The following is a 15,575-nucleotide window of genomic DNA, read 5'->3' as shown; positions in this document are numbered from 1 at the left end:
GCCGATCCGGACGGCGGCGCGGACGGTCGCCTCGTCCCCGGCGGCGCGGGCGCGGGCCGCCCGCGCGGCCTGCGCCGCCAGGCCGGTCGCCGCGAGGCGGATGACGGGCGCCTCCTGCACGTAGACGCTCTCCCGCAGCGTCCGCTCGACCTGCTCCGCGGCCGCGTCGGGGTCGCCGTTCCACAGCGCGTGCTCGGCGGCCAGGCCGCGCGCGACGTAGGTGAGGAACGCGTCCCGCCCCCACAGCGGCGCGATCCAGCGCAGCCGCTCGGCCACCGCCGGGCTGCCCTGGGCGACCTCGGTGAACAGCGCGTACGCCGACACCTGCGCCTCCGCCGTCCGCGTGACCCGGATGCCGAAGTCCTCGGCGAGCCGGTTCGCCTCGGCCCAGTCCCCGGACGTGTAGTGGATCAGGTACCGCAGGCAGCGCAGGACGGTGCCGTAGGTGCTCCAGCCGAGGCCGCTGTCGAGGGTCCACTTCACGGCCTCGTCGGCGGCGGCGGTCGCGCCGGCCAGGTCGCCGCGGTCGAACTTCGTCCGGGCGTAGTGGAACGCGGCGCGCAGCGCGACCACCTGGCGGCCCTCCCGCAGCGCCAGGTCGCGGGCCCGCGCGAACACCTCGGCGACGCCGGTGGCGGCCTCCCGCGACTCCCGGAAGACCCCGAGCGTCACCAGCAGGCTCGCCTCGGCGCCCGTCGCCCCGGTCTCGCGCGCCAGCTCGATGGCCCGCTCCGCGAGCGCCGGCATCTCGCCGCGCTCGTCCTGGTACAGCAGGGTGCGCGCGTAGGTGGCCAGGGTGGCGGCGCGTTGGGGCGTGGGCGGGTCGGCCGGCAGCATCGCGACGGCGGCCCGGGCCATCTCCTGCGACTCGTCGTCCTCGTCGACGTCGCCGAGGTACTCGGCGAGCCGGTCGCGGAGGCGGGCGCCGAGCGGCACGTCCGCGGGGTCGGCCAGGTCGAGCAGCCGGCGCAGCCGGGAGATCGCCCGGCGCTGCTCGCCCGCCCGCCCCGAGGTGCGGACGGCGTCCAGGGACAGCCCCATCCGGTCGGTGCCGGAGGCCCCGTCCGGGTCCGGCACGGCCTCCCACAGCTCCAGCGCCCGGTCGTAGTGCTCGAACGCCTCGGCGGGCGCGCCGAGCCGCTCGGCCTCGCGGCCCGCCCGCACCGACGCGGCGAACGCGGTCGGCAGGTCGTGCGCGGCGAGGCTGTGGTGCGCCAGCTCCGCGGCGGACCCGCCCCGCTCGCCCGGACGCCCGTCCGCCGGCGCCGCGGCGAGCAGCCGGGCGAAGTCGGCGTGCAACCGGGTCCGCTCGCCGGGCAGCAGGTCGGCGTACACGACCTCGCGCAGCAGCGCGTGCCGGAAGGTGTACCCGATGCCCGCCGGGACGAGCAGCTGGTGCGAGACGACCTCGCGCAGCGCCTCCCCGACCGCGGCCTCGTCCAGGCCCGCCACCCGGCGGACCAGCTCGTCGTCGATGCGCCGCCCGGCCACCGCGGCGACCCGCACGACGCGCTGCGCGCCGTCCGAGAGCCGCTCGACCCGCGACAGCAGCAGGTCCGCCAGGCCGGCGGGCAGCTCCTCGCCGGTGCTCGCCGCCGAGTACAGCTCGGCGGCGTAGAAGGCGTTGCCCTCCGAGCGCCGGTACACCCGCTCGACCGTCTCGGCGGTCACCGGCGCCCCGCCACCCGCCAGCCCGGCCAGGTACTCGGCGATCTCGCCCGGCCCGAACGGCCGGACCTCCACGCCGGTCACGGTCGGCAGCCGCAGCAGCTCGGCGACCACCGGCCGCAGCGGGTGGCGGCGGTGCAGGTCGTCGGAGCGGTAGGTGCCGACGAGGCAGACCCGCTCGCGCGACAGCACCCGGCTGAGGAAGGTCAGCAGGTGCCGGGTCGACCGGTCCGCCCAGTGCAGGTCCTCCAGCACGAGCAGGACGGGCCGGTCCGCCTCGCCGGTCGGCGCGCCCAGCGCGCCGAGCATCCCGAGCACCGCGCCGAACAGCTGCTGCTGGCCCAGCTCGGACGCCGCGTCCGGGCCGCCCTCGCCGTCCGGGAGCAGCCCCCGCAGCACCGGGCGCTCCTCCAGCGCGGCGCGGACGTCCTCCGCCTCGGCGCCGGTGCCGCGGGACGCGGTCCACAGCGCGTCGGCCAGCGGCAGGTACGGCATGCTCTCGCCCAGCTCGGCGCACTGCCCGACCAGCACCGCGCAGCCCCGCTCGCGGGCGGTGGCGGTGAGCGCGGACACCAGGTGCGTCTTGCCGACGCCCGCGTCGCCGCTGACGAGCACGACGGCGGCGCCGCCCGCGGCGGCCCGGTCGAGCGCGGCGGTCAGCTCCGCCAGTTCGGCGGTCCTACCGATCAGCACCCGACGCCCCCTTCGGTCATCCCGCACAGTATCCCAGCGATCGGGATGTTCCGGGCCCGGAACGATCAGGGGACGGACGGCCCTCCCGGCGCCCGCGCGCCCGCGCCCGCGCCGGCGCCCGTGCCCGCGTCGGCGGCGAACCGCGCGGCCAGCGCCGCCTTGTCGGGCTTGCCGCCGGGCGTGCGGGGCAGTTCGTCGACCACCCACAGCCGATGCGGCTCGCACCGCTCGCCGAGCGACCCGCGGACCAGCGCGCGCAGCCCGTCGAGATCGACGCGCCGCCCGTCCCGCCCCACGACCGCGCCCGCCAGGACGCGCCCGGAGGCGTGGGGGAGCGCGAACACGGCGGCGTCCAGTACGGCGGGGTGGCCGGTCAGGACGTGCTCGATCGGGTGCGCGTACAGGCCGCCCGGCAGCCGGTCCTCGGCCCGGTCGAGCAGGAACAGGTACCCGTCGCCGTCCATCCGGCCGACGTCGCCGGTGCGCGCCCACTCGTCCTGCACCGCCGTCGCGGTGCGGGCCGGGTCGTCCACGTAACCGATCATCCGCTGCGGCGTCCGGACCCACACCTCGCCGACCTCGCCGGGCGGCAGGTCCGTCCCGTCCGGGGCGCGGACGCGCAGCTCGACGCCCGGCGCGGCCCGTCCCACCGACATCAGCAGCTCGGGACGGGCGTGGTCGCGCGGCTCCAGGACGGTCAGGAAGCCGCTCTCGGTCGTCCCGTAGTTCTGCATGAGCAGCGGGCCCAGCCGTCCGGCGGCCCGCGCGGTGCGGGCGGGGACCGCGGCGGCGCCGCCGTAGATCATCAGGCGCAGCGTCGTCAGGTCGGCGGGCGCGTCCTCCAGATGCTCGGCGAGCGCGTACAGGTCGGCCGGGCGGCCGGCCATCAGGTGCGTCGCGCCCTCCCGCTCGATCGCCTCGGCGAGCCGCGCCGGCGGCCCGTCCGGCTCCAGGATCGCGGTGCCGCCGCCCGCCAGCGTCCACAACGCGAACAGTTTCCGCAGGTAGCCCGCGCGCGGGGTGACCAGCAGGCGCCAGGGAGGCGGCCCGAACATGGCCCGCGCGGCGGCCAGGTGCGCGGCCTCGGTCCGGTGCGCGTACGCCACGATCTTGCTCGGGCCGGTCGTCCCGCTGCTGAACGTCGCGAAGGAGACGGCGCCGGGATCGGCGGGATGCGGCTCGCCGACCGGGCCGGGCGCCGGCGAGAGGAACAGCTCGTCGTCCAGGGCCTGCCGGACGCGCATCGGCCAGGCCGCCAGCAGCGGCTGCACGTCGTCGCGCCGGCCGGGCGCGTACAGCAGGACCGACGCGTCCAGCGCCCGCAGCGCCCGCACGGCGACCTCGACCGGCACGCCGCTCCACACCTGGACGAACGGGCATCCGAGGGCGACCGCGACGATCCGGCCGAGCAGCGACTCGGTCCCGTCGCCGTACAGGCACGCGACCGTGTCGCCCGGGCGGACGCCCCGTTCGGTCAGCCGGGCGACGGCGGCCGACACCATCTCCAGGACGTCGTCGCCGGACAGCCGCAGGCCGCCGTGCACCAGCGCCTCGCGCGGGCCCGCCGCCCGCAGGCCGTCCAGCAGCGCGGGCCCGAGCCCGGCGGTCACCGGGCCCGCCCGCCGAGCAGCACCGGCAGGGACGTCGTGCTGACCGCGAGCACCGACGGCACCGGGCGCAGTTCGTCCTCCGCCGCCGCGAGCGCGATGCCGGGGAACGCCTCGAACAGCGCCGCCAGCGCGACCTCGCCCACGAGCCTGCCGAGCGGGGCGCCGAGGCAGAAGTGCGGGCCGTGCCCGAAGGACAGGTGCGGCGGCGCGTCCGGCGCCAGGTCGAACCGCGCGGCCCGCTCGCCGTACCGGTCCGGGTCCCGCCCGGCCGCTGCGAAGCAGGCGAGGACGGCCTCGCCGCGGCGGACCGTGACGCCGCCGATCTCCACGTCCCGCGTCGCGTACCGCATGGGGAAGTGGCGCAGCGGCGGCTCCAGCCGCAGCGCCTCCTCCACCGCCGCGCTCCACGGCCGGGCGCCCGAGCGCACCAGGGCGAGCTGGTCCGGGCGGGACAGCAGCAGCCGCACCGCGTTGGTGATCAGGTTGACGGTCGTCGCGTGCCCCGCGACGAACACCTCCTGGACGGTGTCGAACACCTCCCCGGCGGTCAGCTCCCGGCCCTCCAGCGCGACCAGCTCGCTGATCAGGTCGCCGGCCGGGTTCCGCCGCCGCTCGTCGACGACCTCGCGGATCACCGCGTCCCGCGCGGTGCGCGCGCCGGTCAGCTCGTCCGCGCCGCCCCTGGTCGTGGCGAGCACGTGGCCGTGCTCGTGCAGCACCGGACGCCGGTCGCGCGGGATGCCCATGATGTCGGAGATGACGTCGCAGGGCAGCGGGTAGGCGAACTCCCGCCGCAGGTCGGCCGGGCCGGGCGGCAGCTCCGCCAGCCGGTCGACGAAGTCGGCGGTCACCGCCTCGACGCGGGGCCGCAGCGCGGCGATCCGGCGCGCCGAGAACAGCGGCGACAGCGGGCCGCGCAGCCGCCGGTGGTCGTCCCCTTCGGCGTTGAGCATCGTCCGGGCGAGCACGACCTGCGCGAGCGTGCCGGCCGGGCACAGCGACCGGCGGCCCTCCGCCGACCAGTGCCGGACGTCCCGGGACAGGTCCGGATGGGCGAGGACCGCCTCAAGCGCCGAGTACCGCGCCGCCGCCCATGCCCGCACGCCTTCGATCTCGACCGGTACCAGCGCGCCGGCCGCCCGCAGCCGCTCGTTGTCCCCGTGCACGTCCAGCGTCGCCGGATCGAGGACGAAACGGGCGGGTTCTTCGGTCGTCAGAGCCATGGCGTTCACACCCGTTCCGGGGTCGCGGCGAGCCGCCCGGCGTCGAACTCCGGCGTCCGGCCGAAGTACAGGTCGCGGACCAGTTCGCCTGCGGCCGGCGCGGTGCACAGGCCGTGCCCGGAGAACCCCGCCGCGTACAGGAACGGCGTCTCGCCCGGCAGCCGGCCGATGAACTCCGTCCGGTCCGGGCTGGCGTCGCGGACGCCGGTGAAGGCCGTCCGCACCTCCGCCCCGGCCAGCGCCGGGTACACGGCGGCGAGCCGCTCGCGGACCCGCGCCCGCCACCCTTCCCGGTCGGGCCCCGGATAGCCCATGCCGACCAGCAGCCCGTCACCGCGCTTGCGCACGAGCAGGCCGCTCGGCGCGTGCAGCGTCATCGGGACGTCCGGCACCGGTTCCCCGGACGGCGGCGGGCCGCAGGCCAGCAGCTCCTGCTCGACCGGGTCGCCGAGCGGCAACTCCCGAACGGCCGTGCGGGCCAGCGGCGCCGACCAGGCGCCGGCCGCGCAGACGACGGCGGCGGCGGTGAGCGGGCCGTCGCCGGTGTCCAGCCGGCCGGACGCGATGTCGACCGCCTTGACGGGGCAGCCCGTCCGCAGGTCCGCGCCCGCCCGCCGCGCCGCCTCGGCGAACCCGCCGACGATCGCCGCGGTGTCCGATACGTACGCGTCCGGTGACCATGCCGCCGCCAGGAGCGGGACGTCGCCGAGCAGCGGATTGCGCCGCCGCGCCTCGTCCGCGTCGATCAGCCGCACGTCCACGCCGGCGGCGCGCTGCGCCGGGAGGTCGGCCTCGAACGCCGCGACCTGCTCCGGCTCGCTGAACAGGACGAGGTATCCGACCGGCCGCAGCGGGATCGCCCTCCCGGACCGCTTCGCGAACGTCCGGTAGGCGGCCAGGCTCCGGACGGCCATCGCCGAGCTGACCGGATTGCCGGGAAAGTAGGTGCGGACGACGTCCGCGGTCGCGCGGGACGCGCCCGACCCCAGCGCGTCGCGCTCCAGCAGCACCGTCTCGACGCCCGCCTCGGCCAGGTGGCAGGCGGCCGACAGCCCGACGACCCCGCCGCCGATCACCGCCGCCGGCCCGCGGCTCACGACGCGGCCCCGGTCTGCCGCAGGTGGTCGCCGACGCTCCACGGGAACAGGTGCAGGTTCCATCCGCCCAGGCAGTTGACGTACAGCGCCATGTGCGCCAGCACCGCGGCGAAGTCCTGGCGGGTCGCGAGCCGGTCGAGGCCGTCCAGCAGCCGCTCGGTGAACGCTCCCAGCGTCTCCAGGCCGCAGTAGGCCAGGAACTCCGCCGGCACCGCGATCATCGCGCGGGCCGCCATCCGCAGCGACTCCAGCGGCATCCCCTCGTGCGCCAGCCGGACGAGTCCGCTGTAGGCGTTGTAGCCCAGCGGACGGGTCTCGCCGTTGACGAACAGCAGCGTCGTCAGCACGGTCCCGTGCGTGCCGGCGCGCGAGGCGATGCGCCCGTCGTGCAGGTCGGCGAGCTCGCGCGGCGGGTCCAGCCAGATCCGCTCGGTCTCGGCGTGCACGTCGCCGGCCAGCGCGTCCATCTCCGGATCGGCCGCGTGCAGCCGCGGCAGCCGGTGCCCGCCCGGCTCCCCGGCCCGGCGCACCTCCGCCACCACCGGCTTCTTGGACGAGTACACCGACTCCCACACGGCCCGTCCGGCGTCGGTGAGCGCGTCCAGGTCGCCGGGGACGACCCGCCCGACCGGCGTCGCCGCCATCGGCTCGGTCAGCTCGCCGTACTTGATGCCGAGATGCTGGAGCCGCGAGCAGAACAGCGTGCCGTCCGGCACCGTCCGCCGGTCCACCCGGTACGCGGCCGGCAGGTGGAGCACCTCGTGCACCGGCGCGACGTGGTAGAGGTGGTGGCCGGCGACGAGGGCGTGGCCCTGCAGGCTCCGGTAGGGCAGCGCGTCCCAGAGCGCGTCCGCGAGCACGGCGTTGCGTTCGTCCAGGTCGGCGGCCACGGTGACGCCCAGCACGGGCCAGCCGATCTCAATGCGTCGAAGAGTGTTCACAGTGCGTAGCGGTACCCTCCGACCTGCGAAAACATGCCCTCTGACCTGCGAAGACACGGCCCGCGAACGGCATGGCCGCGCCCCCGTTCCGCGCCCTGCCCGCACAGCGGCGGGCCCCGGATCCGGCGGGGGCGGATCCGGGGCCCGTCTTGGACGGAGGCGTCAGCCGGCGAGGGCGGGGACCTTCTCGGCCTCGAGCTCCGTCTCGTCCTCCGCCGCCTCCGCGGTCGGCTCCGGCTCGGGGACCGGCAGCACCCGCTCGTAGGCGCGCAGCGTCTCGCCCGCGATCCGGTCCCAGGAGTAGCGGGACCGGGCCCGGTCCGCCGCCGCGATCGAGTAGCCGTGCAGCGTGGTCTCCTCGCCGAGCAGCCGGCGCACCGCGCGGCCGATCATCGCGGGCCGCCCGGCCGGCACGTGCAGCCCGGTGATCTTGTCGAGCACCTCGTCGGTGTTGCCGCCGGCGGGCGTCGCCACCACCGGCACGCCGCAGGCCATGGCCTCCAGCGGCGCCGCGGGGGACGGCTGCGCCGGGGTCAGGCACAGCGCGAGGCTCGCGGTGCGCAGCAGCTTCGGCAGCGACTTGCGCGGCAGCCGGCCCAGGAAGATCACGCGGTCGGCGACGTGCAGCTCCTTGGCCAGCATCATCAGCCGGTGGACGACCGCGTCGTTCTCCAGGTCCTCGCGGGCGGGACCGCCCGCCACGGCCAGCTCGGCGCCGGGCACGTGCACCAGCGCGCGGAGCGCGGTCGCCACGTCGCCGGTCTCCAGGTCGTCGCAGACCATGACCAGCCGGTCCCGGTCGCCGTGCGGCATCGCCGGGCCGACCTGCGCGAACTGCTCGGCGTCCACGGCGTAGGGGACCACCGCGACCGACGGCCGCGGCACGCCCATCCGGACCACCGCGCCCGCCTCCTCGGCGTGCCCGGCGACGACGATGTCGGCGCCGCGGCCGATGGCCTTCTCCAGCCGGTCGCGGTGCGGGTGCACGGTGCGCCCGGCGCGCCGCTCGGCGGCGGCCACACCGTGGTAGCTCTGCGCGAAGGGGATGCCGAGCTCGCGGGCGACGGCGCAGGCGGCGAGGCCGCCGATCCAGCCGTGCGCGTGGACGATGTCGGGGCGTCCGGCACCGGACCAGCGGTGCCGGAGCTCGTCGGCGAGGTCGCGGACGTGCTCGAGCAGCTCGTCGTCGGTCAGCGGGCGCGCCGGGCCGGCGTCCAGCCGCACCAGGGTCGCGCCGGGGCCGAGCCGGACCCGGCCGCGGGCGTCCTCGTCCTGGCGGCGGGCGTAGACCGTCACCTGGTGGCCCGCGTCACCGCGGGCGAGGGAACGGGCGAGATCCCGGACGTGGACTGACTGCAGGTGTTCGCCGTCAAGGTCGGAGGCGGACACGAGAGCGATGTTCAGCTTGCGGTGCATGACGTATCCTCCGGGACAACACAGGGGAAGCCTGGAGGTATCTGCGTCGTAGACACCTGACTCGCTGGAGACTATTTCCGGCCGCTCTCTCCGTCAAACCTCGCGAATCGGAACGCTCTCCCCATCGCGCCCCGGCTCCGCCCCTCACCAGCGTGGATACTGGAAGGGATGGACGAAAGTTCGCTCTGGTACGTCGCGTACGGCTCGAACCTCTTCCGCGAGAGGTTCGCCTGCTACCTGTCCGGAGGCCGTCCCGCCGGCGGCGCCCGCCGCTACACCGGCTGCCGCGACCCCCGGCCCGCGCGCGCCGAGCTGTCGATCACGGTGCCCGGCGGCATCTACTTCGCGCTGATCTCCCAGGTGTGGGGCGGCGGCATGGCCTTCTACGACCCGGCCCTGCCCGGACGGGCCGCCGCCCGCGCCTACCTGCTGACCCGCCGCCAGTTCTGCGACGTGATGTCCCAGGAGATGCGCCGCGACGTCGGCACCGACCACGACCTGTCGAAGGCCGTCGCGCACGGCCGCCAGCGCATCGGCCCCGGCCGCTACGAGACCATCGTCAGGGTCGGGGAGCGGGGCGGCCACCCGATGCTGACCTTCACGGCGCCGCACGCCTCTTCCGCCGCCGAGCTGAACGCGCCGTCCGCGCCGTACCTCACCATGCTCGGCCACGGCCTGCACGAGGCGCACGGTTGGGCGCCCGCCCGCGCCGCCGCCTACCTCGCCGCCTGCCCCGGCGCCCGCGGCGCCTGGACCCCGCACCGCATCGCCGCCCTCCTCGACCCGCCCCGCCGTCCCGCCGACCGCGCCACGGGGCTACCGTCGTCGCATGAACGTCGGTGACGTCGTTGACGACTTCGAACTGCCCGACCAGACGGGCGAACCGCGCACCCTGACCGGCCTGCTGGAGCAGGGGCCGGTCGTCCTGTTCTTCTACCCGGCCGCCATGACCCCCGGATGCACCGCCGAGGCCTGCCACTTCCGCGACCTCGTCGCCGAGCTCGCCGAGGTCGGCGCCCACCCCGTCGGCGTCAGCGCCGACGCGGTCGCCAAGCAGAAGGAGTTCGCCGAGAAGCACTCCTTCGCCTACCCCCTCCTGTCCGACCCCGAAGGCATCGTCCGCGCCCGCTTCGGCGTGAAGCGCGGCCTCGCCCTCATGCCCACCAAACGCCAGACGTTCGTGATCGACACCGACCGCCGCGTCCTCGCCGTCGTCAAGAGCGAGGTCCGCATGAACACCCACGCCGACAAGGCCCTGGAAGCCCTGCGGGCCCGCAAGTAGGCGCCCTCCACTCCGCCGGCGCTCCGCTGCTCAGGGGGCGGGCACTACCGGGAGGACGATGGCGCTCGGGTGGTCCGGGGTGTGCAGGATCTCCTGGTCGGCGGTGAGCATCTCGGTGGCGGTGCCGATGGGGGCGCCGGTGCCGGGGTTGCGGGCGACGCGGGGGTAGGCGCCGCTGGCGATCTGGACGCGGACGCGGTGGCCGCGCAGGAAGCGGTGACCGGCGGGCCACAGCTCGACGGTGACGCGGCGGACGCCGTCCTCGCCGGTCTCCGGCGTGCCGGAGACGAGCCGCCGCATGCCCTCGCAGAGGTTGCGGGACTCGCCGTCCGGGTCGACGTCGCAGAGCCGGACGACGAAGTCGGTGTGCTCCCGGTTCGACCGGATGTGCAGGTCGGCGGTGACCGGGCCGATGATCTCCAGGTCGTCGTCCAGCACCGGCGAGGTGTAGACGAGCACGTCGCGGCGGCGTTCGAGGCGGCGCTGGTCGGTGACGGGGTGGGTCTCGCCGAGCAGGGTGGGGCCGCCGAGGAACGGCGTCGGGTGCTCCGGGTCGTACCGGTAGGTGTCGGGTTCGGACGCGGGCGGCTCGTCGGGGGAGAGGGCGCCGGCGGGCTGCAGGTGCCAGCGCTCCTCGCGCATCCCGGGGACGGGCCAGTCGGGGAACTCGCGCCACTCGTCCACGCCGGTCACCAGCAGCCGGACGGGCTGTTCGCGCAGGCCGGACGGGTCGTCGAGCAGGTGCGCGCGGAACCACTTGACGGACTCGGCCACCGAGCCGCGCATCATCCGCTGGTCGGCGTGGAACCAGGGCCCGATGGTGAGGTAGGGGCGGTGGCCGGCGGCGCGGAGCGCGGCGTAGTCCTTGAGCTGCCACGGCAGGAAGATGTCGTACCAGCCGCCGGTCATGTTCACCGGCGCGTCCACCTGCGAGACGGTGGGGCTGAAGTCGCGCTTGTCCCAGAACGGGGTGTCGGGGCCGTTGACCAGGAGCTCCTGGAAGAAGCGCTGCTGCTCGCCCGTCGCGAGCCGGTCGAGCTCGGCGAGCGGGCGCCCCGACAGCGCGGCGCGCCGGGCCCGGCGCGGCGACATGATGCCGGTGGTGATGCCGGAGAGTGAGTTCTTCATCCGGGCCGTGAGGTCGACCCAGATCAGCAGGGACTCCAGCGCGAAGGTGCCGCCGACGTTGATCGCGTCGCGGAAGGTGGACGCGGTGACCTGCATCGACAGGGCCTTCAGCTCCGGCCCGGCCTCGGCGGCGACGGCCCACTGCACGTAGCCGAGGTAGCTCGGGCCGTGCATGGCGAAGGATCCGCCGAACCACGGCCGGTCCTTGAGCCAGGCGATGGTGGCCAGGCCGTCCTCGCGCTCGTCGAGCGCCTCGAACACGCCGCCGGAGCCGAAGCCGCCGCGCACGCTCTGCACCACGGCCTGGAAGCCGTGCGAGGCGAACGCCTGCCCGCACATCAGCCCGAACGGCCCGCGCCGCCCGTACGGCGAGCGGACGAGCACGACCGGCGCCCGGTCGACGTCGGCGGGCGCGTACCGGTCGGCGAGCAGCGTCACCCCGTCGGCGGCCGGGACCTTCAGGTCGCGGTCGACCGTCACCTTGTGGGGGCCGTTCCGCAGTCCGAGCGCCGTGACCCCGAGCCGGCGCATCCTCTCCACGCCTACCACTTGATCGATCGTATCCGCCGCGAGAGGGGGGCATGGCTGTGAGGTGTCTCGCAGAGTCGCGGGGTTTCACTACGATCGAGGGCGGTTTGCGGCAAGGATGGCGCGTTGCCGATGGAACGGGCGGCGCGAGCCGTCCGGGGGAGGGATCGATGCACGCCTTTGACGGGGTGAGCTGGGAGCGGGTCGTCGCCGCCGCCGTCGTGATGGTCGTCGCCCTGGCGATCGCGGTGGTGCTGCGGCTGCTCACCGGCCGCCTGCTCAGCCGGGCCGGGGACACCCGCTGGGCCTGGGACGACCTCGCGGCGCGGCTGGTGCGGGACCTGGCGATGCCGGTCGCGGTGCTCGGCGGCGCGTGGATCGCCGCGAACGTGCTGGAGCTGCGGCGCGGCACGCTGGACGTCTCGGCCAAGGTGCTGACGGCCGCGACGATCCTGGTGGTGTCGCTGGCGCTGGCGCGGCTGATCGCGGGGGTGGTCGGCTCCGTCGCGTCCGCCCGGCAGGGCGTCGCCGCCAACGTGTCGATCTTCGCGAACATCACCCGCGTGGTGGTGATGGGCCTCGGCGTGCTCATCATGCTGCAGAGCCTCGGGATCTCGATCTCCCCGCTGCTCGGGGCGTTGGGCGTCGGCGGCCTGGCGGTGGCGCTGGCCCTGCAGGACACCCTCGCCAACCTGTTCGCGGGCGTGCACGTGCTGGCGTCCAAGACCATCGAGCCGGGCGACTACATCAAGCTGAGCACCGGCCAGGAGGGGTACGTCGTCGACATCAACTGGCGCAACACCTCCATCCGGACGCTGTCGGACAACATCGAGGTCATTCCGAACGCGCGGTTCTCCGACTCCATCCTCACCAACTACCACCGGCCCGCCCAGGACATGTCGCTGCTGATCCAGGCGAGCGTGGCCTACGAGAGCGACCTGGAACACGTCGAGAAGGTCGTCGTCGAGGTCGGGGGGCAGGTGATGAACGAGGTCGAGGGCGGCGTCAAGGAGGCCGAGCCGCTGGTGCGCTTCCACACCTTCGCCGAGTCCGGGATCGGCTTCACCGTGATCCTGCGGACGGGCGAGTTCGGCGACCAGTTCAGGATCAAGCACGAGTTCGTCAAGCGGCTGCACCGCCGGTTCGGCGAGGAGGGGATCGAGATCCCGTATCCGCGCCGGCAGCTCATCCTGCCCGCCGCGCCCGACGCCGCCGCCTCCAACCGCGCCGCCGTCCCGCATCCGGCGCCCTGACCCGCACGGCGGGCCCGCCCGCTGCGTGCGACCGCCCCGGTGACCCGCGGCTCCCGGCCGCCCCGGTGACCCGCCCGGTCAGGGGCGGAGCATCGGCATGATGACGTCGTCGACCAGCGAGACGACGAACGCGTCGGTGATCTCGGACGACTCGGTGAGCGTGTGGTACACGATCATCGCGGGGCCGGCGTTGGCGACCTGCCGGGTGGCCGCCCCGGGACGGACCGCGCCGCGCTCGGCGCCGTCCACGAGCACCCGGTACAGCGCCTCCTTGAGCGGTTCGCTCAGCCGTGACTTCACGACGTCGTGCATGAGCCCCTTGCCCTCGGTGCCGCTGGTCTCCTCCTTGAGCACTCGGATCGGCGCGCCGTGGCAGGTCTCGATCGTCTCGCGGAACGTCCGGCAGAGCCGCAGGACGTCCGCGCGGACGTCGCCGGTCGGCTCCTGGGCGGGCGGCTCAGGGAGCGCGTGCTTGAGCGCGTCGGTGATGAGCTCGTCTTTGGACTGCCAGCGCCGGTAGAGGGCGGCCTTGCCGGTGCGGGCGGCGGCGGCGACGCCCTCCATGGTCAGTTTCCGGTAGCCGACCGCTTCGAGCTGCTCGAACACCGCGTCGTAGATCGCCGCCTCCAGCGCGCCGCCGCGCCTGCGGGTGGCCGGGGTCACCGCGCCCTCCCGAAAATAGTGAACGCGGACGTTCTCTCTTCTGCCGATCGGTGGTACGTTCCTCGCATAGTGTACGTCGCCGTTCCCTAAATCTCTGTTCCGGAGGTTCGCCTTGCCCGCCGCACCGCACGGTCGGACGGCCGCGCCGCAGGAGCCCGCCGCTCCGCCGGCCGGTCCCCGCCCCCATCATCGTCCAGGGGCCGTCCTCGCCGTCATCGTGGGCTGCCAGCTCATGATCGGCCTCGACACCTCCGTCGTCACCATCGCGCTCCCGGACCTGCGGGCGGGCCTCGGGCTGTCGACCGGGGGGCTCGCCTGGGTCCAGAACTCCTACATGCTCGCATTCGGCGGCCTGCTGCTTCTCGGCGGGCGCGTCGGCGACGTGTTCGGCCGCCGCCGCACGTTCGCCGCCGGGGTCGCCCTGTTCACCGCCGCGTCCCTGCTCGGCGGGTTCGCGAACGCCGGCTGGTGGCTGCTGGCGGCGCGCGCCGCGCAGGGCGTCGCCGCCGCCGTCGCCGCGCCCAGCGCCATGGCGCTGATCGCCACCAACTTCGAGGGGCCCGCCCGCGTCCGCGCACTGAGCGTCTTCTCCGCCGTCACCGGCGCCGGTGCCGCCGTCGGCATGCTCGTCGGCGGCGTGCTCACCGAGGCCGCGTCCTGGCGGCTGGTCTTCTTCGTCAACGTTCCGGTCGGCGTCGTGCTGGCGCTGCTCGCCCCGCGCGTGCTCACCGAGACGGCCCGCCGCCCGGGACGCTTCGACGTGACCGGCGCCGTGATGTCCACCGCCGGGATGACCGCGCTCGTCTACGCGCTGATCCGGGCCGGCTCGGACGGCTGGGGCGACGGCCCGGCGCTCGCCGCGTTCGGCGCCGCCGCCGTCCTGCTCGCCGGGTTCGTCCTCGTCGAGCCCCGCGTCCCGCAGCCCGTCATGCCGCTGTGGCTGCTCACCGGGAGGGACCGCGCCGCGTCCTACCTGTGCCAGCTGCTGCTGGTCGGGGCGAACTTCGGCGCGTTCTTCTTCTGCACCCTCTACCTCCAGCAGGTCCTCGACTACGGGCCGCTCAGGGCCGGCGCGGCGTTCCTGCCGTTCGTCGGGCTCCAGTTCGTGACGGTCCGGGCCGCACCGCGCCTGCTGCAGCGGCTCGGCGCCCGCGTCCTGGTCATCGCCGGCATGGCCTGCGCCCTGGCCGGGCTTCTGTGGCTGACCCGGCTCTCCCCGGGGGACGGGTACGCGGCCGGGGTGCTCGGCCCGTTCATGCTGATGGGCGCGGGCGGCGGCCTGTCGATCATGCCGCTGAACGCGACGATCCTCGGCAGCGTGGACCCCGCGGACTCCGGCGCCGCCTCCGGCGTCGCGCAGACGATGCTGTGGTCGGGCGGGTCGCTGGGCTCGGCGGTGATGGTGACGGTCTTCGGCTCGCGGCACGCCGACACAGCCGCGCTCCTGCACGACATGGACGCCGCGTTCGCGACCGGCGCGGGCTTCGCTGCCGCAGCGCTGCTGGTCGCGGTGGTCGTGCTGCGGGTCCGGCGGTGACCCTGCGAGCGGGGGCCGGCCGGGGCACCGGCCGGCCCCCGCTCGCAGGGTTCCCGGTCAGGCCTTCGGGGAGCGGGTGTCGGCGAGCCGGCCGCCGATGCTGCCGGCGGCGTAGTCAAGGTGCTTCTCCAGCGCGACGAGCGCCCCGTCCTCGGGGTAGGAGTCGAAGCGCACGTCGTCGGCCAGCGACCGCATGATCATCAGGCCGCGGCCGTGCTCGGAGACCGGGTCGGGTTCGGGCACCCGCTCGGCGTCGAAGCCGCCGCCCGAGTCGATCACCTTGATCACGCAGCGCTCGTCGTGGATCGCGGCGCGCACCGTGTAGTCGTCGCCGTGCCGGGCGTGCCTGATCACGTTCGTGCACGCTTCGGTCAGCATGATCTCGATGTCGCCGCGGATGTGCTCGTCCACGCCGAGGGCCTGCAACGACGCGTCCAGGATCTTGCGCGTCGCGGGGACGCTCGCCGTCTCCCGGGGGAGCAGGAGGTCCAGGCTGATGTCCATGTCGCGTCTCCGTCGTCTCCGGCGTCCGTCAC

General features: G+C 75.2%; 13 protein-coding genes. 4 read left to right on the top strand and 9 right to left on the bottom strand.

The window, feature by feature from the left end; all coding sequences use genetic code 11:
• The 6 genes from ABD296_RS31725 to ABD296_RS31700 form a co-directional block, all read right to left on the bottom strand.
• Positions 1–2,361, bottom strand: a 2,361-nt coding sequence (locus ABD296_RS31725; protein WP_344275544.1) for an ATP-binding protein, incomplete at its 3' end; no start/stop codon positions are given.
• Between the two features lie 65 nt (positions 2,362–2,426).
• Complete coding sequence (locus ABD296_RS31720; RefSeq protein ID WP_344275542.1) at positions 2,427–3,971, bottom strand: class I adenylate-forming enzyme family protein; 1,545 nt, start codon at positions 3,969–3,971, stop codon at positions 2,427–2,429.
• The gene (locus tag ABD296_RS31715) at positions 3,968–5,194 is read right to left on the bottom strand and encodes a cytochrome P450 family protein (protein ID WP_344275540.1); all 1,227 of its coding nucleotides are present in this window, start codon (positions 5,192–5,194) and stop codon (positions 3,968–3,970) included. The genes ABD296_RS31720 and ABD296_RS31715 overlap by 4 nt, the downstream gene beginning before the upstream one ends.
• 5 nt (positions 5,195–5,199) lie before the next feature.
• Positions 5,200–6,291, bottom strand: coding sequence for an NAD(P)/FAD-dependent oxidoreductase (locus tag ABD296_RS31710; protein ID WP_344275537.1), 1,092 nt, complete (start codon positions 6,289–6,291; stop codon positions 5,200–5,202).
• Entirely contained in the window at positions 6,288–7,232 is a 945-nt protein-coding gene (locus ABD296_RS31705) for a cucumopine synthase-related protein (RefSeq protein ID WP_344275534.1), read from the bottom strand. The genes ABD296_RS31710 and ABD296_RS31705 overlap by 4 nt, the downstream gene beginning before the upstream one ends.
• A 162-nt stretch (positions 7,233–7,394) precedes the next feature.
• Entirely contained in the window at positions 7,395–8,648 is a 1,254-nt protein-coding gene (locus ABD296_RS31700; protein ID WP_344275531.1) for a glycosyltransferase, read from the bottom strand.
• Between the two features lie 168 nt (positions 8,649–8,816).
• Here ABD296_RS31700 and ABD296_RS31695 point away from each other — a divergent pair, with 168 nt between their 5' ends.
• The gene (locus tag ABD296_RS31695; protein WP_344275528.1) at positions 8,817–9,491 is read left to right on the top strand and encodes a histone deacetylase; all 675 of its coding nucleotides are present in this window, start codon (positions 8,817–8,819) and stop codon (positions 9,489–9,491) included.
• A complete protein-coding gene (locus ABD296_RS31690; RefSeq protein WP_344275525.1) occupies positions 9,478–9,930 on the top strand; it encodes a peroxiredoxin in 453 nt (150 codons plus the stop codon). The genes ABD296_RS31695 and ABD296_RS31690 overlap by 14 nt, the downstream gene beginning before the upstream one ends.
• Positions 9,931–9,960: 30 nt before the next feature.
• On the opposite strand, the gene ABD296_RS31685 is transcribed toward ABD296_RS31690, so the two are convergent.
• Entirely contained in the window at positions 9,961–11,589 is a 1,629-nt protein-coding gene (locus ABD296_RS31685) for a CocE/NonD family hydrolase (RefSeq protein ID WP_344275548.1), read from the bottom strand.
• Between the two features lie 167 nt (positions 11,590–11,756).
• On the opposite strand from ABD296_RS31685, the gene ABD296_RS31680 reads away from it, so the two are divergent.
• A complete protein-coding gene (locus ABD296_RS31680; protein ID WP_344275522.1) occupies positions 11,757–12,839 on the top strand; it encodes a mechanosensitive ion channel family protein in 1,083 nt (360 codons plus the stop codon).
• Between the two features lie 78 nt (positions 12,840–12,917).
• On the opposite strand, the gene ABD296_RS31675 is transcribed toward ABD296_RS31680, so the two are convergent.
• The gene (locus tag ABD296_RS31675; protein ID WP_344275519.1) at positions 12,918–13,502 is read right to left on the bottom strand and encodes a TetR-like C-terminal domain-containing protein; all 585 of its coding nucleotides are present in this window, start codon (positions 13,500–13,502) and stop codon (positions 12,918–12,920) included.
• A gap of 112 nt (positions 13,503–13,614) precedes the next feature.
• Between ABD296_RS31675 and ABD296_RS31670 the strand changes: the two genes are divergently transcribed.
• Positions 13,615–15,039: an MFS transporter gene (locus ABD296_RS31670; protein ID WP_344275516.1), complete on the top strand. Its 1,425-nt coding sequence runs from the start codon at positions 13,615–13,617 to the stop codon at positions 15,037–15,039.
• 57 nt (positions 15,040–15,096) lie between these two features.
• Here the strand turns inward: ABD296_RS31670 and ABD296_RS31665 are convergent, their stop codons facing one another.
• Positions 15,097–15,543, bottom strand: a complete 447-nt coding sequence (locus ABD296_RS31665; RefSeq protein WP_344275513.1) for an ATP-binding protein — start codon at positions 15,541–15,543, stop codon at positions 15,097–15,099.
• Positions 15,544–15,575 lie beyond the last annotated feature (32 nt).

The organism is Actinomadura napierensis, assembly GCF_039529375.1.
GTDB classification, from domain to species: domain Bacteria; phylum Actinomycetota; class Actinomycetes; order Streptosporangiales; family Streptosporangiaceae; genus Spirillospora; species Spirillospora napierensis.
The sequence above is the reverse complement of the archived record's forward strand: the minus strand, read 5'-3'. Positions and strand labels throughout refer to the sequence as shown.

Excerpts from the sequence above, each read along its gene's own strand:
- ABD296_RS31700 (WP_344275531.1), bottom strand. The coding sequence starts at position 8,648 with ATGCACCGCAAGCTGAACATCGCTCTCGTGTCCGCCTCCGACCTTGAC.
- ABD296_RS31695 (WP_344275528.1), top strand. The coding sequence starts at position 8,817 with ATGGACGAAAGTTCGCTCTGGTACGTCGCGTACGGCTCGAACCTCTTC.
- ABD296_RS31685 (WP_344275548.1), bottom strand. The coding sequence starts at position 11,589 with ATGCGCCGGCTCGGGGTCACGGCGCTCGGACTGCGGAACGGCCCCCAC.
- ABD296_RS31665 (WP_344275513.1), bottom strand. The coding sequence starts at position 15,543 with ATGGACATCAGCCTGGACCTCCTGCTCCCCCGGGAGACGGCGAGCGTC.
- ABD296_RS31690 (WP_344275525.1), top strand. The coding sequence starts at position 9,478 with ATGAACGTCGGTGACGTCGTTGACGACTTCGAACTGCCCGACCAGACG.
- ABD296_RS31680 (WP_344275522.1), top strand. The coding sequence starts at position 11,757 with ATGCACGCCTTTGACGGGGTGAGCTGGGAGCGGGTCGTCGCCGCCGCC.
- ABD296_RS31715 (WP_344275540.1), bottom strand. The coding sequence starts at position 5,194 with ATGGCTCTGACGACCGAAGAACCCGCCCGTTTCGTCCTCGATCCGGCG.